The following is a 24,121-nucleotide window of genomic DNA, read 5'->3' on the forward strand; positions in this document are numbered from 1 at the left end:
GATGGTTGACAAAAATGAAGTTCGCATCGCTTGGCTCGTTCCTTCTGCAGAGTTTGGGGCCTATTGGCCACCGGTTTTACATGAGCTCAAAAAACTAATTCCGAACACGATTTTTTATACAGGTCGCCTTTGGCCTCGCTACGATCCGGAAGCTGCTGGTACAGAAGTCGTCGAAGTTGTGGGAGATACACAATTCATCGCCACCCAAAAGATAGAAATGGGGTACAGTCGTGGTTATATTAAAGCTACTCCTGCGATTATTTTTCCTCTTTTAAAATTCAAGCCCCAGGTCATTTTTGCTAGTGGATTTTCGATCTGGACATTGGTAGCTATAATTTTTAAGCCTATAGGGAAATGGCGACTGGTTTTAGTTTATGAAAGTAGTTCCCCGAATGTAGACTTTCGAGATTCTAAGGTGCGATCGACGATTCGACGATGGATGGGTAAATTTGCGGATACCTTTGTTTCTAATAGTCGCCGAGGTAAAGAATATTTGGTTGAAGTGATTGGGGCAGCCGAAAGTAAGATATTTGCTCAACCTTACATGGTTCCTGATGCTAAAGCTTTGGTAGAAAAAATAGACAATAATAATTCTATCTCTTTGTCATTCCCCCACCCAATTTTTCTGTGCGTGGGTCAAGTAATTTCTCGCAAAGGGATTAAGAATCTGTTAGAAGCTTGCACAATTTTGCAAAGCCAGGGATACTCGAATTACACAGTCATTATCGTTGGAGATGGGGAACAGCGATCGGAACTAGAAGCACTTACAAAAGAATGGGATTTAGAAAAACAAATTGTTTGGACAGGGTGGATAGAATACGGATACTTGGGATCTTATTTTCTAGAAGCTGATGCGTTTGTTTTTCCTACGTTAGAAGATACTTGGGGAATGGTGGTGCTAGAAGCGATGGCATTTGGTAAGCCGGTTTTGTGTTCAAAATGGGCTGGGGCTTGCGAAATGATCGTTGAAGGTGAAAATGGTTATATTTTTGATCCCTATGATTCGGAAGGTATGGCAAATGCGATGCGGAACTTGATTGATTGCCCCGAAAAGTTAGTAATTATGGGCCAAAAATCTCAGCAATTGATCGCTGAACATACACCAGAAAATGCTGCGAAATTAATAGCCGATGTGACTTCGCTAGTATTGGGGAAAAGTTGATGAAAATTTTATTATCTGCCTTTGCTTGCGAACCCAATCTGGGTTCCGAAGAGGGAGTGGGATGGAATACAGTTATCCAATCTGCTAAGTATCACGAAACTTGGGTATTCACTCGGACATTTTGTCGATCGTACATCGAAGCAGAACTAGAAAAAAATCCTGTACCCAACCTGCACTTTGTTTATTTCGATCCGTTTGGGTGGAGTGAAGATTGGAAGGGAAAACAAGGATTGCTGCAACTTCACTATTATTTGTGGCAAATCTGGGCTTATTTTATAGGTCGAAAGCTCGATCGCGAAATTGGTTTTGACATAGTACAGCACGTAACTTATGTCAAACATTGGTCTCCAAGTTTCCTAGCACTGTTGCCGCATCCTTTTATTTGGGGGCCTGTGGGGGGTGCAGAAGCAGCACCAAAGCCTTTTTGGGAAGATTTTAGCCGCCGGGGCAAAATTTACGAAACCCTGCGAGCATTGGCTCAAAGTGTAGGAGAACGCGATCCGTTTGTGGGGCTGACGGCGCGCCGCAGTGCGGTGGCGCTGGCAACTACAGAAGAAACAGCGGCAAGACTGCGATTTCTCCAAGCAAAAAACGTGAGAATTTTCTCGCAAGTCGGTTTATCGCAGCAGGAAATTCAACAACTAGAAAAATCTCCACCCCCCCCGGAGCTACCAATTAGATTCATCAGTGTCGGCCGTCTATTACACTGGAAAGGAGTGCACTTGGGACTCCGTGCATTTGCAGAGGCGAAGCTGGAAAACTCGGAATATTGGATTGTCGGAGACGGCCCGGAAAAAGAGCGTTTAGAAGCTTTGGCAACAGAATTGGGACTGGGAAATAAAGTACATTTTTGGGGTGCTCTATCTCGAAGTGAAACCCTTTTAAAAATGGGTGAGTCTCACGTTCTCCTCCATCCGAGTTTGCATGACTCTGGCGGTTTTGTATGCACTGAAATGATGGGGGTTGGCCGTCCGACAATTTGTTTGGATTTGGGTGGCCCGGCTACTCAAGTGACTGCCCAAACAGGCATTAAAGTCGCTGCTACCGATCCCGATCGCGCTGTGAAAAGTCTAGCAGAAGCTATAGTGTGTTTGGCGAGCGATCCCAACTTGCGATCGCGCTTGGGTCTAGCTGGTCAAAAGCGCGTCAGGGAAATTTATGATTGGGATGTCAAAGGTAAATTCTTTGCCGAATTGTGCGAAGATCTAATCAAAGAAAAAATTGGATAACTTCTGATATATTCGGATGTATTCTAGCGCCAAAAAATTAAACAAGATTTGTGAGGAGAGTGAAACGTGAGCGTTGCAATCATTACTGGCTCGGCGGGATTAATTGGCTCGGAGGCTTGTAAGTTCTTTGCCAAACAAGGCTTAGACATAGTTGGCATCGACAATAATATGCGCCAGTTCTTTTTTGGTGCCGATGGTTCTACCAACTGGAACCGCCAACAACTCGAAAAATCTTTGGGTACCAAGTATTATCACTTAGATGTGGACATTCGCGACTATGAAGCGATTACCAATATCTTTCAGCGGTACGGCGAGTCGATCGAATTAGTAATTCACACAGCAGCCCAACCCAGCCATGATTGGGCTTCCCGTGCTCCGAAAATAGATTTTACCGTCAATGCCAACGGCACTCTCAATCTTCTAGAAGTAACTCGCTTGTACTGTCCTAAAGCTGTTTTCATTTTTACATCTACTAATAAAGTATACGGCGATACCCCCAACAAATTGCCTTTAGTTGAATTAGATCATCGATGGGAAATAGAAGCAGGTCACACTTACGAAAACGGCATTCGGGAGGATATGTCTATCGACCAATGCCTGCACAGTTTGTTTGGTGCTTCTAAGGTAGCCGCTGATATTTTAGTGCAAGAATACGGTCGATATTTTCAGATGAACACCGCTTGTTTTCGCGGCGGCTGCCTGACGGGACCAAATCACTCTGGAGCTCAACTGCACGGCTTCCTCGCCTACTTGATGAAGTGCGCCGTGACGGGAACTCCCTACACAGTGTTTGGCTACAAAGGCAAACAAGTCCGCGATAACATTCACAGCGCAGATTTAATTTCGGCATTTTATGAATTTTATAAAGCTCCCAGAAGCGCCCAAGTTTATAATACAGGAGGAGGCAGATACAGCAATTGTTCGATGTTAGAAGCCATCCAGATGTGCGAGGAAATTGCGGAACGTACATTTAATTGGACTTATGCTGAAGGAAATCGCATTGGCGATCACATTTGGTGGATTAGCGATAATTCAAAATTTTCCAGTCACTATCCTGACTGGCAAATGAAATATAACGTTAAACAAATCCTACAGGAGATTTATGAATGTAACCGCGAACGCTGGCTGAAAGAGTGATCGCAGGATTGAACGGGTACAAAAAGGATGTGCTGGCAATTTTTGTAAAAGACCTCTTGCACTCAATCGCAGATAAGATCAAATTATCTGCGTCGATTAGTGTTTATCCACTTAAAATCTGCGGTTAACAGATCGAATATTTGTGCAAGAGGTATAAAGAATTGAAAACAAAGTTAAACAAATTTTAGAGGATATTTATGAATGTAAGTGTCGTTGGCTTAGAGAGGTCTTCCAATATCGATTTAGGAAAAAAAAATGTACTCGGCATATTAGTAAATGCCGTTAATTATGAAGCGGCTGTCAGCACAATTATTGCGGCAGCCAACGCCGGAAAACCACTGTCAGTTTCGGCTCTAGCGGTTCACGGGGTAATGACTGGGGTGCTTGACAGCACTCACCGCTATCGGATCAATCACATTGATTTAGTATTGCCAGACGGACAGCCGGTCAGATGGGCGTTAAATTTGCTCTACAATACGGAATTGCCCGATCGAGTTTGTGGGCCAAATGCAATGTTGAAAATCTGCGAGCGCGCCGCCGAAGAAGGATTATCTATCTATTTGTACGGCTCTCAAGCTTCTGTACTGGAAGCTTTATCTCGCAATCTCTGCCAGCGTTATCCCAAGTTAATTATTGCTGGAACTCAGCCTTCTAAATTTAAGCAGGTTTCGCCGCAAGAAAAACAGGAAATTGCCCAGAAAATTCGCAACAGCGGTGCAGCAATTACTTTTGTCGGTTTGGGGTGTCCGCGACAAGAAGTCTGGGCTTACGAATACCGTGATGACTTATCAATGCCGCTGATTGCTGTAGGTGCAGCTTACGATTTTCACGCGGGTAATTTGGCTAAAGCTCCTGAGTTTTTATCTAAGATAGGTTTGGAATGGCTGTTTCGGATGATTAAGGAGCCCAGGCGTCTCTGGAAGCGGTATGTATTGTTGAATCCGCTTTATATTTCGCTGTTTTTACTGCAAGCTTTGAAAATCAAAAAATTCGACCCCAAAGATGCCACGCCGCCTGTGGAAGAAGTTTTGTATGGTTGAATTTCTTCTGTTGTAAATTGTTGATTTTCACAAATAAAAAGCCAAAAGCCAAACCTAGAAATAATAATTAATTATTTTGACTTTCGACTTAAAAATTGTGACGATTTAAATCTAGAATTAATGGGTTGTTTTCTATAAATTTTGTTGGGCTTGCTTTGTAATGTTGTTTCCGATGGCATCGGCATTATATATTTGAATTGTCTATAATGCCAGCACCTCAAAAACGATCGCGATTTAGCGCGCCAAGAGGGGCAATGCAGAAGACATTGGTTTGTCGTTGTTGGGGCTGGAAACTTCCCGGATTCCGCAGCTACTTTTGAGTCGTGCGACCGGAGAATTTGCGATCGCCCCAGACAGCGCAACTTTAGCCAATCCCCAAGCAGACAGCATCGCCATTTTATCCTTGACACCAAACGTAAAACCTTTAGACTTCATGCCATCATTTCGGAGAGTATTCAGCTTCACACCCGACGGCTGAGAATCGGCAATGCTGAAGTACAACAGCGATTTTACACAGTCAATTTTTTTAGTAACAAATCAGGAATTGCAAAAAGAACTAATCCGCACCGCCGGAGAATTGATCGACTGTCAGTTTGACCCCAGAACTCCTCAGCTTTACTACTTTTTAACCAGACGGAAGCCTGGGAAAGATTTTTCCGAACAATTCACCTTGAAGCAATTGATTTGCAGACATTTGCAGTACAACCGCTGTTAGTTTTGCCCGACCAAGTGGAGACAAAAATGAGCCTGTCGCCCGACGGGATAGAATTGCTGTTAGACCGCGTAGTGGCCCAGAAATCGGAACCTGTCGCAGGAGATTTGAGAACTGATTGCCCAAGTGCGATCGCCCTTTCAACTCTAATACTTTTAAAATTCAAAAATGTACCGGCCTCTAATAATTATCCCTCACCTCAAGAACTGCGTCTAAAAGGATGCCTCCCCCGCTGGCTGCCCTAAAAAATAAAAAATTAGATAGGTTTGTAGTGAGGAAGACTGTCCTATTTTTGATGAATAAATCAGAACTATTTCTTCTGAATGTAGGCTTAATTCCAATCAAATCGCCAGACACAACATCAAATCATGTCCGGTCGATTAGCATAACAAAAACAGTTCGTAGTGCAGACTTGACTCCAGGGCCTAGGAGTGGAGTTAAGTCCGCACTACGAGCCCTACTCATTGCGGTCAATAGATCAGACACGACATCAAATCTCGAACCCACAGTTTTCTTCAGGCAGCTTTTCTCATCGACATTGACTTATCAGCAACCCGCTGCATATGTTCTGCACGAGCTTTAAAAGTTTTCTCAAATGTGTGCTTTTCAGCAAACCTCAGCGACTTAAAAGACATAGCTTTGATGACTTCTCGGTTGTAGCTGAGTTGAATAATTTTCTGCGCCATCAGTTTAGGTTTATCCATCAGTACCATCCATCCCGTTTCAGACATTTCTGAAATTCCCTCGAATGCTTCATTCGAGTAGCCCACAATCGGCACTCCGCAAGACATTGTTTCTAAATAAGTACACGAGGGGTCGCCCTGCCGGTGACAGCACACAAACAAATCGATATTGTCCTTAACAAAGGGGAAAAACTCGGTCTTAAAGTCCGGGACACCAAGCATTTTCACGCAATTCTGAAGTTGATGGGCTGCTATGGTGTCGTGCATCATCTTTTCTAAGTCGCCAGCACCGCTAATGAACATTTCAAAATTTGCTCCCCGTTTCTTAAGTTCTAGAGCAACATTCAGTAAATGATCGGCTCCCTTCATTTTAATCAGGCGGCCAGAGAAAAGCAGCCGCAGAGGCATATCTTCAGAGCGGTTGTGAGTCCGCATTTCAATATCCCTGTCAGTTGCTAGCATATCCTCGCTAATCCGCGTGTCAAAGAAAAGCATCGAATTGCGATTGAGGTTCAAGTAGTCTTTATAGGTAGGAGTACCGTTGCACTGCAAACCATCCGCAGTTGCGATCGCCGCCCGCTGCTGAATTTCTTGATTTTTTTCCCAAGCCATTCTCCGCAAGCGTACAATCGGGTTTTTGGTATTCACGCTCGCAATTTGTTTGCGAGTTTTCAGAGTATATTCAGAAACGTAAATACATGGCACTCCAGCTAAGTTGCAAATATTGCTGATATGGTTTTGTCGGTATCCCGGCACTGCCAATACCAGAGAAGTATTGTGTTTGTGCAACAAAGCAGGCGTGATTAGATCGAAGGAAATCACTTCTAATTTGAATGGTAGTTTATCGATATCGAAAACTTTGCAATCGAGATTATTGTTACCTGTTTGGGTCTCTTCCATCATCACTGTAATCGAACCATCCCAATACTTGGTTAATTCGACAACGGCTTCGTCCAGCTTGCGGGTGAGTAAAACTTTGCCATCTGGCAAGAGTTTCGCTGATAGGGGTTGTAAAATAGTCAAATTGTTGTTTGAAAACATGGATGTACCTTCTTTTGTATGGAGTTTTATTTTGATCGTTTGTCTGCATTAATGCTTGTAATTGCTCGGATAGCGCTAGATAAAAGCTATGTAAAACTGTAAGATTGCTTCCTTGCACCGAGATTTTAGCAATGACATATCGCAGGTAGTTTTCCACCTCGACATGAAGCTAGACAATTAAAAAATGAAAGTGAGAAAATTAGAGTTTCTACTCGTTGATCCGGTTGCGAAACTCAAAGCTTGCCTTGCTGTTATTGAAGTTGAAAGTTCTTAAGATAGCGGATTGATATCTCTCAGCTTTAGGAGCCTCAACTTAATTCCTAAAAAAGCTAATTCTACGTACTGATAAATTCACTAAAGACTCGATGGGCTGTTGCCTCGAAATATAACACACAGTCAGAACAGCGCATGGGAAAGTAACGTAAAGAAGCAATAGGATACTTCTTATCACTTTGGATTGCTGGGGTGACTGATTTCAAATCTAGTTCGATCGATCTATTGCGTTCTGGCCTTCCGTTGTCTGTGTCATTAACAATAGGCGCATCCTAAAAAAACTGTAAACAGCAGGCCGGATACCAGGTCTACAAGAATTATTGGATATGTTTAATGTTTCTGGAACGTCACACCAGTCAAAAGGTTTATCAGAACCGAATTTGATATTTAAACTTCAAACCGAGCCCGTCTTTATGTGAATTTATTATCCGAGAAATTACTTATAACTGTCAAGAGGTTTTTGCTAACTTTATCGAATTTTTACAATTAACCACTTAAGTAACAAGTTATTGCTGTTTTAGGCTTGATTTTTGTCAAACTAACTGCGACATTAGATATTTATACTTCTGTCGTAGATTTATAAGATCCTTCAACTTATAGTCCAAAAGGCAAAAAATGATGGTTTTACACGTTATTCTAACACCGTGAGGTGCTTCAGCCGGAGGCTACATAATTAGGTTGAAGTTAGCTCTGACTTAGCAATAATACAGGACAGATGCCATAAATTCTGGTCAGCCCTATATATATAGTGCGTAATTTCCGTCTTACCGATAGAATTTGACACAAGTGTTGAACGCTAGAAGTGCGTGATAGGGGTTCGGTGAAGGGTAGGGAATCGCCATTCTAGAAGGCAACGAGACCAATCATTTAAAAAATCAAGATTTATTCCAAAACTTTATGAAAGATTTATATAAATTTGTGTAACACCAATAGCATTCACATTATTTATAATAATGTTGCATTTGTTCACAATTAAACAAACAATAAAAAGGTAGGACTGACTTATAGTCTGTCTCAAAAAGGTGAGGAGTCAGTCGATTTTAGATTGGGGGATTGGGGGATTGATACCTGATCTGGCCGCACTGCGATATGTAGAGTGGACGGCACCAGACTTTCTGTGGGTGCGCCCCCAGCGCACCTTACCGCGCTTTCTCTGTTTGCTAGTGCGAAGTGTTGGGGCTGAACTGTTCTTTAATGAAGCGGATATAAAGGTGTTTGAACGCTGACTTAATCACGCGAGGCATACCAAAGTCGATCGGGATCATGCTTTCTGGCAATTTCCAATCCAAAACCTTGAGAGTTTCCGGGTGCGACAGCGGAAAATCGAGATCTTCTAAATTCGAGCAAAGTCCCAATCTCATCGCCGCAGCTACAGTCGGAACCAGCGCCGGATCGACATTAATGATTTCCACTAAAGTTCTGTCCAGCGCAAACACATCACTCGACGCGCCCAAAATCCCCAAAAACTTAGGTTCGCCACCGCTTGGCCCGTTACCTTCGTGACCGATAATTCCATCCAAAATTGTCAAATTTGGGTTAATTGCCCTGGCTGTTTCTACCAGCATTTGACCGAATCTGGCGCTATCTTTGCCAGCTTCCATGTGCCACCAAGCCTTCATTTTGCCGGGGACGCAGCCGAACAAATTTTTCACGCCCATTGTCACGGTTAATTGTACGTGAGATTTGAGTTTGGGCAAATTAATCACTACATCCGCTTCCATTGCTTCTTTGCAGATTCGCAGATGATTGAAATCTTCGCTGACAGTTTCGTAGCGTTTTCCTTGAAACTCAACTACTGGCACATTCAGTTCTTCTAACAGCGGCAAATAACCGTTGGCTTTGGCTACGCCCATCGCGCTGCCAAAAGCCGGACTGTCACCTAAAAACGGTTTTCCGCCAGCTTCTATGACCATTTTCGCCACGCAGTAAACCAATTCCGGCCGGGTGACGCATTCTTTGGTGGGGCGAGAACCGGTGAGGAGATTGGGTTTGAGTAAAACCCGATCGCCCGATTTGACAAAAGCCGACATTCCGCCCAGGGGTGCGAGCAAATTTTCTACAGATGTTTGCAGGATTTGGCGATCGTATGAATTGGCCTTAATTAAACTAACAGTAGACATAATGGGTAATGGGGGGAATTGGGAATTGGGAATTGGCCCGCGCAGGGCATTGGGCATTGGCCAAACAGGGCATTGGGCATTGGGAGGAGGAATGGATTATTGATATGTTTTCGCTTCGTGATTACCAATTACCAATTACCAATTACCAATTACCCATTAAGCTGTTCTACGTTTAAATTGTGCATCAAAAATCAATAAAAATATTGTGGAGTCGGCACTTTTGGAGGCCGTTCCCAACATCCAACTTAAATGCAAAACAACTTACCAATTACCCATTACCGCCAACCAAGTTTAAGTATTCATCGGCAATCTGCCAGAAGCAGCCCGCTGCATCGTACTAACTCGCATAGAATTAGAGAAAATTCCTTGGCCTTGAAGTTCCGGGATAGCAGGTTTAATTTCTACTTTTATCAACCGGGCAGTGCAGATAAAAACCGTTTGATCGACTAAATGAAAAGTCAACCAAGGTTGATTTAACAACTGCAGCACTTCCTCTTGAAATTCTGATGCCGGGATAGGAATTGTAAAGGTTTCCGTGTGACCTTCCACATAATGAAATGTCACTTGAGTTGTGTTCTCTTTATCTTGAGTTAATTGGCCAAAGGAACCTGCGCGCATAAATTTTGCTCCTAAACTTGAGACTCTGAAAGAATACTGCCATCTTGTGGCTAAGCATTAGCAGATGATGTTGGCATCGCACTCATTTTCTCTAAATCTAGAACTTTTGCCAAGTCTTCTTCACTCATTAAACCGCGTTCTAGGACAATTTGCCGCAAAGATTTGCCGGTTTCGAGAGATTCTTTGGCGACGGCGGCGGCATTGAGATAGCCGATATGAGTGTTGAGGGCGGTAACGAGGGCGAGACTGCCTTCTGCGTAAGCGAGACACCGATCGCCCTTTGCTTCAATTTTTTCGAGGCATTTTGTGCTCAGCGCGCTGATGGTATTGCCCAAAATTTCGATGCTGTGAATCAAATTGTAGGCGATTAAGGGCATCATCACGTTTAATTCTAATTGTCCCGCTTGGGCTGCAAGGGCGATCGCGCTATCGTAACCCATAACTTGAAAACACACCATCGAAGTCATTTCTGCCATCACAGGATTGTATTTTCCCGGCATAATTGACGAACCAGGTTGCACCGGAGGCAGTTGAATTTCCTTGAAACCCGTTTTCGGCCCAGAGTCCATCAAACGCAAGTCGTGGGACATTTTAACACAATCCTGAGCCAGATTTCGCAGCGCGCCAGACACATTTACAAACGGTGCCATACTCTGCATAGCTGCCATTAAATGTCTGGCTGGTTTCAGGGGGCGATCGATTAATTCTGAGAGAATTTCAGCAACTTTTTGACAGTATTCAGGATGAGTATTTAAGCCTGTTCCAGCGGCGCTTCCCCCCAATCCCAGGGAAGTTAAATCATCGGATGCCCTGTCAATTCTCAAAGTATGTTCCCTGAGAATTTGCGCCCAAGCGCCGAAGGTGTCGCCGAGTCGAACCGGCACAGCATCTTGCATATGAGTGCGGCCCGATTTAACAATATTTTTGAATTCTTCTGCTTTATTTTCTAGGGCGACTATGGCCTCAGACAAAGCCGGAAATAGAGTTTTTTCTAAGGCCAACAATCCGCCGATCCGAATCGCCGTAGGAATCACATCATTGGTTGATTGACCGTAGTTTACATGATCGTTGGGACTGACGCGCTTGTAGTTGCCTTTTTCATCGCCCATAATTTCCAAAGCGCGATTGGAAAGAACTTCATTAACGTTCATGTGGTGAGAAGTTCCCGCGCCTGCTTGGTAGACATCAACTACAAATTGATCGCGCAAATTTCCGGCTAAAACTTCATCAGCAGCTTGGATCAGTGCTTGGCTGATATCTTCAGGAATGCAGCCGAGTTTACCGTTGGCGATCGCCGCAGCTTTTTTAATTAAAACGCAAGCATCTATATAAGTTGATAAAGGTTTGATACCGCTAATTGGAAAATTTTCAACGGCGCGCAGAGTTTGAATGCCGTAGTAAACGGTAGATGGGATTTGTTTGTCTCCCATTGAGTCGCTTTCGGTGCGGTAGGTAATGGCTGGCTGTTGCGTCATATCGTTTGGTTTGTGATAATTAGGAAGTATACAATTTTTTTGTAACTGCGTGTTCTGGGTGTTTTTACTTTACCGCACCCGCTGGCGACTGTACAGTAGCATAAATTGCGATCGCCCAAAATTATCCCACATCCTAGGGTTGAATCTCCAATCTCGAAACTCAAATCAAGTCTGGGGCGAGGGCGAGGGTGAAAGGGCAGTTTACAAAAAGCTAAAATTGTTCTGCAAGGGCGATCGCGCGCCGACAAAAATGTTTATCTATAATTGTACAAATGAATCATTTCATATCAAATCCTCTCTTCATCAGAATAGTACATTCACTGTTGACTGTTAACATCATGTATGAGTGCAACCGGAATTGATATCACGCTAAGAGTGAAACTCCCATGAACAAACCAGCAAAAACTTTCAAACAGCTAAATGTTTTAATGATCGGCTTAAGTGCCTCTGCAATTTTTCCGGATTCAGTAAACGCTATCTCCAGCATTGTCCCCTCCACAGCAATCCCGGAACAATCGACGATTTTAAGGGCTCAGCGACAGCAGCAAATTAAGTTTAAAAGAGGTGCTAGTTCAGGCGAAGTAAAAGGAGGAGTAGCCCGGGGCGAAGTCATGATTTATTTGATCAGGGCCAAACAAGGTCAAAGAATGAATCTAGAGATCCAATCAGTAGAAGGAAATGCTGTTTTTAAGGTGATCGATCCAAATACAAACCCCTTAGCTGAAGAAAAAAGAAGCTGGTCGGGAGAATTGCCCCAGACGGGAAAATATCAGATAGTCGTCGGTACAGAACGAGGGGGTGCAAGTTACACTTTATCAGTTTCGATACACTAATATTTCGATGTTTCCTTAAGGTTGTTAAATCCTGTCAGGTATCGCATTACCTAAATTCCCGAAACTCGGTTTCTGTAACCCCCGCCCCGTCTCGAAGATGACAGCGCTAGGAGCACGATCCTCTTGGGCTGGCTGCTAACTGCGGTTAATTGCAGGAATTGCAGATGGTTTTAGCGATCGATCTGCGGGTTTTGTGACAAAATAGATTGTAGTATTAATTTTTTAGGAGTTTTCATGGCTCGTTTCAATCAAATCCTTGTCCTCAGTGCCGTCACCCTTGTAGCTTTAGCTGGTTGCGGCGAGAAGCAAGAAGCATCCACTCCGCCAACCTCACCTCCACCGGTTACTTCTACGACTACCACTGTCACCACATCTGAGAAACCAGCATCTACTGCTAACTATCCAGAGTTAATGAGTGTAGTTACTAATACCAAAGCAGCAGTTGACACTGGTGATTTTGTCAAAGCTAAAACCGAATTTGACAAGTTTGAAACTTCCTGGAAGAAAGTCGAAGATGGCATCAAAGCTAAGGAACCTAAAAGCTACGATACCGTTGAAAAAACTACAGAAGAAGTAACAGATGAACTCAAAAAAGGTAAGCCCAGCAAAGACCTAGTGCTAGCTCAATTGCAGTCGCTAGAAAAGACCATCGCTAGCATTCCTAAGTCCTAGATTTAAATGCTAATTTGAGTGTTTGTTTCTAGTGCGGCGTTCGCCGTAATTGCTCAGAAACAAACACTCAATGCTCCATCATTATAGCCTTTCTGTACTCTCATGTGAGGTACTATCCGGGATAGGGGATAGGGCATAGGCATAGGGTCTACCTCACTTTTTTGAAAGCCACTATATATAAGTTGAGTATTTCTAAATTTTCAACCGTTATGAAAAAAGCATTTCGCAAGTACCACCGCATTCTAGCCACAATTGTTTTTTTACCAATTACCCTCACGGTATTGACTGGAATGGCAGCAACGATGGGCAGGGAGTGGCCGATTAGCACAGGAATTTCATCAAGATTATTGTTGAAAGTTCATACAGGTGAAATTTTTCACCTGCAAGCAATTTACCCGATTTTAAATGGATTGGGAATGCTTGGCTTGCTGGTGACAGGTTTAAGTATGTCGGGTTTGTTTGGCAGAAGAAAGCAGCCAAATTCCAACGATTAAAAGCAAAGATGTGAGAAATTCAAGAAGGACTTGATGACGACTATTGAACCCGGTAATTTTAGGGTAGCAAATATGAGCTTAAAAATCAAAACAAATAACCTATGTACGGTTCCGGTTCATCGTACCGTAACTGTTGAACCAAATTTCTTGATTGTGTAACAAAAGTTTAAGTTCCTCATCCTGTAAAGTTGTTATATTTGCGTTGCCAAAACAATTTTGAAGCGGGCGCACTATCAAACATTATGTCGCGTTACCCAAGCATAGATAACGTTATCAGCCTCCAACAGGCACTAGAAGGAATAATTGTTGAAGATTTAAAAAAGCTCAAAGCATTATTACCCGATCTTCGTAAATTAACCCGTAAAGCGGATCTTGTTGATGGAATTAGATCGCAATTGCTGGGAGATCACCTTCGGATAGTGTGGGCGAAATTAGACGACCTCCAAAAAGCGGCTGTAGCTGAAGTTATACATGGGGAGGATGGTTATTATTTTCCTGAAATATTTAGGGCAAAATACGGAGAATCAGCAAATTTGGGAACAATCGATCGCTATGGAACTAACAGAGAACCATCACTGTTATGCTTGTTTATTTATGGCAACCAGATTCCTTACGATCTACAAGAAATATTGCTGAAATTCGTGCCAAAGCCCAAAAAAGCGACCTTGGATCATAGTGGTGAAACAGTAAAAAATCATGTTAAACTCAGCGTCCAAAGATATAACTACAGTACAAGGGAAAAAGATATAGAAGAATACGATATTCCCTTGACTTCTTGTGAAACACAGTTGACAGCTACCAAGGATTTAGCGGCTGTTTTGCGTTTGATTCAGTCGGGAAAAGTTACTGTTAGTGAGAAAACTGCTTTACCTAGTGCTGGAAGTGTAAAAGCGATCGCCTCTATATTGCAAGGCGGTGATTTTTATAATGAGGAACAGCGTCAAATTACCCTAGCCAAGGATAGCGACTATGATGATGAAGTATTCGCTGAACTCGGTAGCATCAAGCCCTTTGCTTGGATAATGATAGCGCAAGGGAGCAAGTTCGCGGAACGATCGGGCAAAAAGCTAGTTTTGACGAAAGCGGGACAGAAAGCTTTACAAGAATCACCCGCCAAAGGTTTACAGACAGCATGGAAGCGCTGGTTAAAGACAAAAATCTTTGATGAATTTCGCCGCATTGATGCGATCAAAGGACAAACTGGCAGGGGTGCAAATGGCATGACAGATGTGGCGTGGCGCAGAGATGCGATCGCCTCTGTGCTCGCAGAATGTCCTGTGGGTAAGTGGATTTTATTTCATGACTTTAGTAAATATCTAGTCGCAACGGGCCATAGCTTTGATGTTACTGAGGAACCCTACTGTTTATATATTGGTGAAGCTGGGTATGGAAGCTTATCAGAATTGGATGGCCATAGTTGGCCGATTCTGGAAGAACGATATATGCGCTGTTTTTTGTTTGAGTATGCTGCTACTTTGGGCATAATTGATGTTGCATATGTCGATCCGTTGCTCATACCAAGTGATTATGACTATCTTTGGGGAACGGACAATCTGGAATTCCTGAGTCGTTATGATGGCTTAGTATATTTTCGCTTGACGAGTTTGGGGGCTTATTGTTTGGGCTTGACGGATCAGTATACTCCGCCAGTAATTGAGGTTCGTCAAACGCTCAGGGTATTGCCGAATCTAGAAATTATTGCGGCGGGAGATGGTGTCGAGACATCTGATGCGATCGTCCTGGATATCTATACTAAAAAGGTGTCGGATGTTGTGTGGCGACTCGATCGCCCAAAAATCTTCGCAGCTATTGAAAATGGATATCCATTAGCAGAGTTTACAGAGTTTTTGAACGCCAGAAGTATTGAACCGCTACCGCAAACTGTGCAGCAATTTCTAACGGATGTTACAGAGCGATCGAATAGCGTGCAAGATATAGGTAGTGTCAGGTTGATCGAATGTACTACCGCCCATTTAGCATTGCTGATTGCCAATGATTCCCGTACCAAAAAATTCTGTCAGCTAGCGGGCGATCGCACTTTGGCGGTTCCATTATCCCAGGAAACTAAATTTCGCAACGCCCTGCGGCAAGTCGGCTACGTCTTACCCCAGCGGGATAAATAGTACACCTGATACTATTAGTGTCAAAAATCACCCAAAAACCTTTTTATTGTTCGTTTATAGCTGAGTCCATATCCCCCTAAATCCCCCTTAAAAATGGGGACTTTGAGTATTTGTAGGGTGCATCGCTGGCGATAAATCCTAAAAAAAGATCGACAATCTCAATCGCGACGCACATTATAACATGGACTGGAGCAAATCAACCAAACTTTTCTGTTCTAACAAACTTATTCCCTCTTCCGTCTTCCGTCTTCCTTCTTCCTATGACTTACGTTCCCGAAAATGCTTTAATCGTACAGAGCGATCGCTCAATTTTACTAGAAGTTCACGCCCCAACAGCACAAAAGGCACGAGAAGCGATCGCCCCCTTTGCCGAATTAATCAAAAGTCCCGAACACATCCACACCTATCGCATCACGCCCCTCAGCGTGTGGAATGCGCGGGCGGCGGGAATGTTAGTGGAATTGATGATCGCAGCTTTGCGAAAGTATGCTAAATATGACATTCCTGAGTCGGTAGCGCAGGAAATCGAACTGCTTGGTACGCGCTACGGATTGACGGTAATTGAAAGGATTGATGCGGAAAATTCCGATTTACAACTGCGGATTGCCGATCGCCCGCTGACGGAGTTGCTAGTGCGGGATGAGCGCGTGAAACCGCTGTTAGGTAAGCGGATTTCGGATCTTTGCTTTCAAGTCGATGCGGGGAATCGCGGCGTACTCAAACAAGCTTTGCTAGCTGTGGGTTATCCGGCGGAAGATTTAGCTGGATATGTCGAAGGTGCCGAGTTAGCAATTGCGTTGCGCGATCGTACTTTAGGAAGCGACTTACCCTTTAATTTGCGTGCCTATCAAAAGGAAGCAGTAGAAGCATTCTATCAGAGCGGAGAGGTTAGAGGTGGCAGCGGTACGATCGTTCTACCCTGCGGCGCTGGTAAGACGATTGTGGGGATGATTGCGATGAGTTTGGTGCAGCAAAAAACATTGATTCTCACCAGCAGTTTGACTTCGGTGCACCAGTGGCGCAGGGAAATATTAGACAAAACGAGTTTAACTGAAGATGCGATCGCCGAGTACAGCAGCAACAGCAAAAAAACGGCTTCTGTAACTCTCTCGACTTACCAAATGCTCAGTTATCGATCGACTAAAGATGATGAATTCCCGCATTTCGAGTTATTTAACGCGCAATCGTGGGGACTGATTATTTATGATGAAGTTCATCTATTACCCGCACCGATATTTCGGATTACCGCCGACTTACAAGCGCGACGCAGGTTAGGTTTGACGGCGACATTGATTCGCGAAGACGGGAAGGAAGGCGATGTTTTTACGCTAATTGGCCCCAAGCGCTATGACGTACCTTGGCGGGAATTGGAAGGACAGGGATTTATTGCTACAGCCAATTGTACCGAAATCCGCGTCGCTCAAAATGAGGCGGAGAAAATGGAATATGCCCTAGCGCCCCGCCGCAGTCAGTTTCGGATTGCTGCGGAAAATCCGGGTAAGTTGGATGTGGTGCAAAGTTTGTTGCAAAAGGAGGCGGGGCATCGTATTTTAATTATTGGTGAGTTTCTGGAACAGTTGGATGCGATCGCCCGAGTTACCGATTTGCCGCTGATTACGGGGAAGACAAAACAGGTTGAGCGCGATCGGTTGTACGAAGCATTCCGTCACAAAGAGATTCCCGGATTAATTTTATCTCGCGTGGGCAACTTTGCAGTCGATTTACCCGATGCCGATGTGTTGATTCAAGTATCAGGAAAGTATGGTTCTCGCCAAGAAGAAGCGCAGCGCCTCGGACGAATTCTCCGCCCAAAATCTGACGGACATACTGCGAATTTTTATACATTAGTATCGCTACAAACTTGCGAGGAGGATTTTGCGCGACACCGCCAACTATTCCTCACCGAACAGGGCTACAGTTATACTATTGAGGTTCAAGGCAATGGTTAGTCAGCATTGCATAATAGACTTCTGACAAATCAACAGTCGGCGCGCATTAGAAGTGAAACTGGCAGTTTGCAAAAAGCTAAAATTGATGAGCAAGGGCGATCGCCCGCAGAGGGATAAAGTCGAATACGGTTCAGTTAAGCCCGATCCCCCCTAGCCCCCCTTAAGAAGGGGGGGACAAGAACTTACTCAAAGTCCCCCTTCTTAAGGGGGATGCGAGGGGGATCTCCGAGGAATAAACAGTTTAACTGAACCGTATTGGGATAAAGTCAGCTATACTTTTATAAGTAAATTAATTTTACTGTTAGTGTAAAACTCCCATGAACCAACCAGCACAAACTTTTACATACCCAGTGAATTTTTTGAGACTCGGAAATCTCGAAAAAACTTTATTAGAAAATCTGCAACTGCTTCCAACAGAAAAGCGACAGGAAGTTCTGGATTTTGTGCAATTTCTTGTACATCAAGCACAAGTAAAACAGTCACCAAATGAAAGTTCTGAGTCCAATATTTTGCAAACAGAGCCATCGCATCCCAAGCGCTCGTTTATTGAGTTTTTGAGTTGCGTATTAGAATCCCCTCAAATACTAAAACCGTTTGTAGAGATAACAACCCAAGAAGATTTAACCGCTGCCCAATTAAGAGAGTTTTTTGTAGTCAACAGCGAAGACTTTTTAATTGATTCAACCATTACTCGCAGTCACGAAGCTTTTTTGAACAGCTACGCACCCGAAGACGAAGGACTTTATGACGACTATTGAACCTGGTGATTTTTGGGTGGCAAAGATTCCTTTTACAAACGGCGCAGACTCTAAACCACGCCCCATACTTTTGCTATGGTTGGATGGCGAGGATGTGGTAGCAGCCGCCGTCACCTCTGCCAAACCCCGTAGCCAAACTGATGTATTTCTTAATGATTGGTCTGTCAGCGGTTTGCGCGTTGCTTCAACAGTGCGTTTGTCTAGATTAGATTGTTTGGAAAAGTCTTTGTTGCTAGCGAAAATCGGGCAAATTTCTCAAGCAGATGCAGCAGCAGTGAAACAAGTCTGGGAGTTGTACGTTAAGCCTCAATTTTAACATATAAAGGTTTTGCGTAAGTTCCGATCAGTAAACAGGTTGGGTTGAGAAACCAGGTGGCTGCGTCTGTCCCAAAAATGCGATCGCGCACCTTACTCAAAATTTCCATCTTCTAAAGCGCCATCCGACAAATTATATTCATCCTCAAAAACTTCTGACCAAGAAAGGGAAGTCAATTGACATTCAACTTTCCTCATTTCGGTGTTAGCCTCTTTCACTGCTGCTTGAAAAGATTTATCCCAAATAGATGCAATAAATTCCCGATTTAAACTAGGAACTTCTTCCTGAATATCTTCTATATTCTCGGCGTGCGGATAGAATGCTAATAGCCCAGCTAGTAGTTTGTTTTTGAGGTTGAGATTTCCATTTAATAATATGAAGCATTAAACGAATTAACTGGCTTTTTAATGCTCGTTTTTCGGTTCTTCCCATTGCTTCAATTAAAGATTCTAAACCTGCCGTTGCTTCCATAGATTTTCCTTCTTTGAGAAGTGTCTGGACTGTGACAGCCGTTTGATAATGAGAACACACTGCTAACCAGTCCCAATCTTGTTTAGTCAGCATTGCCCTATCCTTGAAATTGCTTATATTCCTAAATTTATCATACCGATCGCCCTCCAACTCCCCCCTCCCATCCCCCAACAGCCCAACAATACTTAATAAAAAGTTTATAAAACTTACCATTTCCGCATAGATTAGAGTTATCCTAGAAAATCCAGCAATCCTGCAAAGCGTCAACCTTCTCGTCACTTATCCAGTGGTTCGATGACTCAAACCCAAAGCACCAAAACCGCCACCGCACCAGCAATTTATTGCTTGACAATTGCTCCCGCCTGTGTATTGCGGGGTCGATCTGCCCTAGCACAAGCCGGAGATGCGATCGCCCGTTTCGGAAAGCGGCCGCTAATCGTCGGCGGCAGCAACTCCCTCGCCGCCGCCAAACCCTACCTGCAATCAATCCTCGAACAGCAGCAGTTACAATCCGCCGAAACACAATACGGCAACGATTGCAGCGAAACCAGTCTCGAACACCTGCGGGAAGAAGCCGCCAGCCATGAAGCCGATTTCATCATCGGAGTTGGCGGCGGCAAAGCCTTAGACGCAGCCAAACTCGTCGCCTATCAATGCAAAATCCCGATCGTCACAATACCCACATCAGCAGCCACCTGTGCCGCTTGGACAGCCCTTTCTAACATTTATTCCGAACAAGGCGCATTCCAATACGACGTCACATTAGCCAGATGTCCTGACTTATTAATCCTCGACTACGGCTTAATTCAAACCGCACCACAGCGGACATTAGTAGCAGGAATTGGAGATGCGATCGCCAAATGGTACGAAGCATCAGTCAGCAGCGGACACTCCGAACAAACCCTGATAATTTCCGCCGTCCAACAAGCTAGAATACTGCGCGATATTTTATTTCAAAAATCAGCCGCCGCCCTCAAAGAACCCGGTAGCGAAACCTGGCAAGAAGTCACAGATGCAGCCGTATTGCTAGCAGGAGTAATTGGCGGAATCGGCGGCGCCCAATGCCGCACCGTCGCCGCCCACGCCGTCCACAACGGCCTAACTCATCTATTAGCAAGTCACGGCACATTGCACGGCGAAAAAGTCGCCTACGGCATTTTAGTACAACTGCGACTAGAAGAAATGCTGCAAAACAATCAACTTGCCGCTAGCGCCAGACAGCAACTGCTAAAATTCTACGCCGAGATTGGATTGCCCCAAACTTTAGACAATCTAGGACTAGGAGACGTTAGTCTCACACAATTGCAGCAGGCCGCCGACATAGCCTGCAATCCCGACTCTGACATCCACAGACTGCCGTTTAAAGTCGTACCCGAACAATTAATGGCGGCGATGGTTTCTACTACCGCACCTGTGGGAGAATTGAAAATCAAGCATTAAAACCTTTTGTAGTAAGGACTTTAGTCCTGAAAAAACCGTGCTGGAAAGCAATACAGTTCCGTTAAGTCCGATCTCCCCTAACCCCCCTTCTTAAGGGGGCGACAAGAAAGCTTTCAAAGTCCCCCGACTATCCGGGGGATTTAGGGAGATATTCGGGGAATAAATATTGTTAACTTAACTAAACCGTATTGTGATAGAAAGGACTGAAATCCTGACTACAAACCAGGAAAACTGACAACTGACAAAAAACAAATGACTTTGGATTGGATTAGCCCTGCTGACAGGTTGCAAACACTACCGCCCTACGTATTTGCCCGTCTCGACGAACTCAAAGCCCGCGCCCGCGAACAAGGACTAGATTTAATAGACTTAGGAATGGGAAACCCCGACGGTGCCACTCCTCAACCAGTAGTAGAAGCCGCTGTCGCAGCCATCCAAAATCCTGCAAATCACGGCTATCCACCCTTTGAAGGAACTGCTAATTTCCGCCGTACTATTACTAAATGGTACAGCCGTCGCTACAATGTTGAACTCGATCCAGAAAGCGAAGCATTGCCTTTGTTGGGTTCCAAAGAAGGTTTAGCACATTTTGCGATCGCCTACATCAATCCCGGCGACTTAGTATTAGTACCAAGTCCCGCTTATCCCGTATTATTTCGCGGCCCGATTATCGCCGGTGCAAAAGTTCACAACATTATCCTCAAGCCAGAAAACGACTGGGTAATTGACTTAGCCGACATTCCCGACAGCGTAGCCGAACAAGCCAAAATCCTCTATTTCAATTATCCCAGCAATCCGACGGGAGCAACAGCACCCCGCGAATTTTATAAAGATATTGTTGCTTTCGCGCACAAATATCAAATCTTGCTAGTTCATGATTTGTGCTATGCGGAATTAGCCTTTGACGGCTATCAACCGACAAGTTTATTAGAAATTCCCGGCGGGAAAGAAATCGGTGTCGAATTTCACACCATGTCCAAAACCTACAATATGGCCGGCTGGCGAGTTGGTTTTGTAGTAGGAAACAGCAAAATAATTCAAGGTTTGCGAACCTTAAAAACAAACCTAGATTACGGTATATTTTCCGCCTTGCAAACAGCAGCAGAAACAGCGCTGCAATTGCCCGACAGTTACTTGCACGAAGTACAGGAACGCTACCGCACTCGCCGCGATTTCATGGTTGCAGGACTGGCAGAATTAGGGTGGAATATTCCTAAACCTCTGGCTGCAATGTATCTTTGGGTTCCCTGCACTCCGGGCATGAGTTCGACTGATTTTGCCCTGAATGTTTTGCAGCAAACTGGTGTTGTGGTGACTCCTGGCAATGCTTTTGGGCCGGGCGGCGAAGGATATGTGAGAATTAGTTTGATTGCAGATTGCGATCGACTGGGAGAAGCATTGCGGCGTTTGAAACAAGCTAATATTCGATATTAGTTATTGGGCATGGGGCATGGGGCATAGGGCATGGGAATTGGGCATTGAATTTCAAGTACAATCTTGACGCAATTGACTAATTAATTAAATTCAACCTATCCTCATAACCCAGCATTATCTTCTGCAAGGTGTTCTGCAACTTCTGAAATTCTGAATCATTTACAGAAAAAGCAATTCTTACCTCATCGTAATTTATATGAGGGTTGGGTCTTGAAGGATCGAAATGAACAATTAAGCGTTCGCGGTTTAAAGTAACTTTTTGAATTCCTCCATATTCTCCCCAACACTCATCGTCTATCTCCCAGTAAACACATCCTAGGTTAGGAGGAGGAGCTTTTTTATAAAATTCATTTCTTCCATAACAAAATAATGATAGTTTTCGCTATCCTCACCCTCCTCAGAAGAAAAACCGATAGAAAATGGGTCTTCAATTCCCACAAGTTGTGCAAAAAGTTCAAACACCATCATAAACTTAATCCACTTGTTTTGGTGAGCTATTTTAACCGGAACTTCCCCTTCTACGCTCTTAACTTTTCTCTGAAACCATTTATAGCGGTTCTCAAGAAAGTGAAGTAAGTAGGCGGCGTCCCATGCCCTATTGGTGTCAACTTAACATCAAACCGATAGTCCGCCAGGGAATTCATTCCCTGGCGGACTGACGGGTGGGCGGGAGGACTGGTGGACCAAAAGTTTAAGTTGACACCAATGCCATGCCCCATGCCCTATCCCAATTCCCAATAACTACGCTTTTTTTATTTCATTAGTAATCCAATCAAAAGTTTCCATAACTTGCTTCAGTGCAGATTCATCTTGCAAAGTAAACAAAGCCAGACTCGGCGACCTTCTCTCGCCCGGTTCTATAGGCAGCGACAGACCGATCGAACTCAGCTTACTTCTCAATTCCAGCCAATTTTGTTCCACATTAAACGGTGGCCTGGAACCGTAATTATCAGCAGAAATCTCCATTCTGCCAGCAATATCTACAGTGAATAACTGATAGGGTTTTCTTCCCTTTTGAGGCAATTGGGCGGCAAAACCGCCGTAGGCGTCCCCCGTTCCCCACTGGATTTGAACTTCGGGTTCTTGACTTTTCGCCCAAAGGTAAATTTCTCTTGCCATTTGCGCCTCGTCCGCGCCCCGTCTAGCCTTGATTTCCGCAAAAAATGACGATTCATCCCAGCGCCTTCTTTCGCGCGTTGCGCTGGATTTTTTCTGCTGTGCTTCGGCTGTCTGGCCGATCACTCTGGGAACCAATGTTTTCAAACCGTCTTCACTGACATACTGCTTAATTTCCAGTGCAAAAACTTCAACCGGGTCCATTTGTTCGTTAAGAAATTCTACAACTCGGCGCATTTCAGCGGAAATCTCGTCAGCGACAAACACTAAGCGAATTTTACCCGCTTGCAAATTAGTTTTAACCTTCTGCCAAAACCTATCTTCATTAGCATCCGCGCCCAAAAACTCTTCAAAAATCTGTTCGGGATCGCGGCCCCGATCGCGACAATTAGCTTCAAACAGAGCAATAATTGAATCGACTGGCCAGTGAACTACCGCATTAGCAGCATAGTCGATCGACTGACCCAAAACTTTTTGCCGCAGTTCGGCATTAGGAGTTCGCCGGACATCCACCAAAGTAGGAACTGCATTTTGGTCGAGAAACAAATGATCCAGCGACCACTGCACCGCTGTTTCCTCATCGCTGGGTGCAGCTTCCCGCGAAATTAACAGCCATCTCCGCGCCGTCGCCCGATCGATTTGATCTCCCGCGATCAAATTAGGATAAGTTACTAGCAAATCTTGTAACTGGTCTTCCGAGTCGTAGGGCTGTTCCATCATTTCTACCAGCCTGTCGTCGTCCTGAATCAGATAAATACCTCCAGCCATGCACATCCACCTAGTAAATTTTAGATTTTAGATTTTAGATTTTAGATTTTAGATTTTAGTCATTAGTCAGTAGTCAGTAGTAATTAGTCCGCAACCAATTAGTTCTCAACGGGGAAGACATTAGTCACAATTCAAGAAAAATTTTGAATTATCCAATTTGATTTTTTTGTCAATTATACAAAAAACTGCCTTAAACCACCCATAGATGACCAATGACTGATGACTAATGACCAATGACCAATGACCAATGACTGATG

22 protein-coding genes are annotated in these 24,121 nt (G+C 44.1%); 16 read left to right on the plus strand and 6 right to left on the minus strand.

The features are described 5' to 3' along the window. Position 1 precedes the first annotated feature (1 nt). The 7 genes from QT998_RS14450 to QT998_RS14480 all read left to right on the plus strand — a co-directional run bounded on the left by QT998_RS14450 (position 2) and on the right by QT998_RS14480 (position 5,525). A complete protein-coding gene (locus QT998_RS14450; RefSeq protein WP_333115110.1) occupies positions 2-1,162 on the plus strand; it encodes a glycosyltransferase family 4 protein in 1,161 nt (386 codons plus the stop codon). Beyond that, entirely contained in the window at positions 1,162-2,391 is a 1,230-nt protein-coding gene (locus QT998_RS14455) for a glycosyltransferase family 4 protein (protein WP_333088285.1), read from the plus strand. Before QT998_RS14450 ends, QT998_RS14455 begins: the two co-directional genes overlap by 1 nt. A 66-nt stretch (positions 2,392-2,457) precedes the next feature. Further along, on the plus strand, positions 2,458-3,528 hold the full coding sequence (locus tag QT998_RS14460; RefSeq protein ID WP_333115109.1) for an NAD-dependent epimerase/dehydratase family protein: 1,071 nt from the start codon (positions 2,458-2,460) through the stop codon (positions 3,526-3,528). A gap of 197 nt (positions 3,529-3,725) precedes the next feature. Beyond that, positions 3,726-4,568 (plus strand): WecB/TagA/CpsF family glycosyltransferase, encoded by an 843-nt coding sequence (locus tag QT998_RS14465; protein ID WP_333088281.1) that lies wholly within the window; start codon positions 3,726-3,728, stop codon positions 4,566-4,568. A 316-nt stretch (positions 4,569-4,884) separates the two neighbouring features. Beyond that, the gene (locus tag QT998_RS14470) at positions 4,885-5,046 is read left to right on the plus strand and encodes a hypothetical protein (protein WP_333088279.1); all 162 of its coding nucleotides are present in this window, start codon (positions 4,885-4,887) and stop codon (positions 5,044-5,046) included. A gap of 9 nt (positions 5,047-5,055) precedes the next feature. Then, positions 5,056-5,283: a hypothetical protein gene (locus QT998_RS14475; protein WP_333088277.1), complete on the plus strand. Its 228-nt coding sequence runs from the start codon at positions 5,056-5,058 to the stop codon at positions 5,281-5,283. Continuing rightward, positions 5,253-5,525 carry a hypothetical protein gene (locus tag QT998_RS14480; protein WP_333088275.1) on the plus strand — a complete coding sequence of 91 codons (273 nt, stop codon included), beginning with the start codon at positions 5,253-5,255 and terminating at the stop codon, positions 5,523-5,525. Before QT998_RS14475 ends, QT998_RS14480 begins: the two co-directional genes overlap by 31 nt. Before the next feature lie 270 nt (positions 5,526-5,795). Here QT998_RS14480 and QT998_RS14485 read toward each other — a convergent pair whose 3' ends face one another. The 4 genes from QT998_RS14485 to QT998_RS14500 all read right to left on the minus strand — a co-directional run bounded on the left by QT998_RS14485 (position 5,796) and on the right by QT998_RS14500 (position 11,490). After that, the gene (locus QT998_RS14485) at positions 5,796-7,004 is read right to left on the minus strand and encodes a glycosyltransferase (protein WP_333115108.1); all 1,209 of its coding nucleotides are present in this window, start codon (positions 7,002-7,004) and stop codon (positions 5,796-5,798) included. A gap of 1,433 nt (positions 7,005-8,437) precedes the next feature. Beyond that, on the minus strand, positions 8,438-9,397 hold the full coding sequence (locus tag QT998_RS14490) for a DUF362 domain-containing protein (protein WP_333115107.1): 960 nt from the start codon (positions 9,395-9,397) through the stop codon (positions 8,438-8,440). Positions 9,398-9,688: 291 nt separating this feature from the next. Next, positions 9,689-10,015, minus strand: a complete 327-nt coding sequence (locus tag QT998_RS14495; protein ID WP_194011807.1) for a hypothetical protein — start codon at positions 10,013-10,015, stop codon at positions 9,689-9,691. A 50-nt stretch (positions 10,016-10,065) separates the two neighbouring features. Further along, positions 10,066-11,490, minus strand: coding sequence for an aspartate ammonia-lyase (locus QT998_RS14500; protein WP_333115106.1), 1,425 nt, complete (start codon positions 11,488-11,490; stop codon positions 10,066-10,068). A gap of 386 nt (positions 11,491-11,876) precedes the next feature. On the opposite strand from QT998_RS14500, the gene QT998_RS14505 reads away from it, so the two are divergent. The 7 genes from QT998_RS14505 (at position 11,877) to QT998_RS14535 (ending at position 18,635) form a co-directional block, all read left to right on the plus strand. Further along, a complete protein-coding gene (locus tag QT998_RS14505) occupies positions 11,877-12,323 on the plus strand; it encodes a hypothetical protein (protein WP_333115105.1) in 447 nt (148 codons plus the stop codon). A 234-nt stretch (positions 12,324-12,557) separates the two neighbouring features. Beyond that, positions 12,558-12,995: a hypothetical protein gene (locus QT998_RS14510; protein ID WP_333088263.1), complete on the plus strand. Its 438-nt coding sequence runs from the start codon at positions 12,558-12,560 to the stop codon at positions 12,993-12,995. A gap of 209 nt (positions 12,996-13,204) precedes the next feature. Then, the gene (locus tag QT998_RS14515; protein WP_333115104.1) at positions 13,205-13,489 is read left to right on the plus strand and encodes a peptidase; all 285 of its coding nucleotides are present in this window, start codon (positions 13,205-13,207) and stop codon (positions 13,487-13,489) included. Between the two features lie 242 nt (positions 13,490-13,731). Beyond that, a complete protein-coding gene (locus QT998_RS14520; protein WP_333088261.1) occupies positions 13,732-15,612 on the plus strand; it encodes a hypothetical protein in 1,881 nt (626 codons plus the stop codon). Positions 15,613-15,872: 260 nt separating this feature from the next. Then, a complete protein-coding gene (locus QT998_RS14525) occupies positions 15,873-17,561 on the plus strand; it encodes a DNA repair helicase XPB (RefSeq protein WP_333115102.1) in 1,689 nt (562 codons plus the stop codon). A gap of 317 nt (positions 17,562-17,878) precedes the next feature. Then, positions 17,879-18,319, plus strand: a complete 441-nt coding sequence (locus QT998_RS14530; RefSeq protein ID WP_015175959.1) for a DUF2281 domain-containing protein — start codon at positions 17,879-17,881, stop codon at positions 18,317-18,319. Then, positions 18,306-18,635, plus strand: coding sequence for a type II toxin-antitoxin system PemK/MazF family toxin (locus QT998_RS14535; protein WP_333088259.1), 330 nt, complete (start codon positions 18,306-18,308; stop codon positions 18,633-18,635). Before QT998_RS14530 ends, QT998_RS14535 begins: the two co-directional genes overlap by 14 nt. Positions 18,636-18,905: 270 nt before the next feature. Here the strand turns inward: QT998_RS14535 and QT998_RS14540 are convergent, their stop codons facing one another. After that, entirely contained in the window at positions 18,906-19,199 is a 294-nt protein-coding gene (locus QT998_RS14540) for a DUF29 family protein (protein ID WP_333115101.1), read from the minus strand. A 201-nt stretch (positions 19,200-19,400) separates the two neighbouring features. On the opposite strand from QT998_RS14540, the gene QT998_RS14545 reads away from it, so the two are divergent. Both QT998_RS14545 and QT998_RS14550 read left to right on the plus strand, forming a co-directional pair. Beyond that, entirely contained in the window at positions 19,401-20,546 is a 1,146-nt protein-coding gene (locus QT998_RS14545) for an iron-containing alcohol dehydrogenase family protein (RefSeq protein WP_333088255.1), read from the plus strand. Between the two features lie 252 nt (positions 20,547-20,798). Then, positions 20,799-21,980 carry an aspartate aminotransferase gene (locus QT998_RS14550; protein ID WP_333088254.1) on the plus strand — a complete coding sequence of 394 codons (1,182 nt, stop codon included), beginning with the start codon at positions 20,799-20,801 and terminating at the stop codon, positions 21,978-21,980. 741 nt (positions 21,981-22,721) lie between these two features. On the opposite strand, the gene QT998_RS14555 is transcribed toward QT998_RS14550, so the two are convergent. Beyond that, a complete protein-coding gene (locus tag QT998_RS14555) occupies positions 22,722-23,864 on the minus strand; it encodes a hypothetical protein (RefSeq protein WP_333115100.1) in 1,143 nt (380 codons plus the stop codon). Between the last annotated feature and the right edge of the window lie 257 nt (positions 23,865-24,121).

The sequence above is a fragment of the Microcoleus sp. S1D4 genome, from assembly GCF_036700765.1.
Taxonomy (GTDB): domain Bacteria; phylum Cyanobacteriota; class Cyanobacteriia; order Cyanobacteriales; family Microcoleaceae; genus Microcoleus.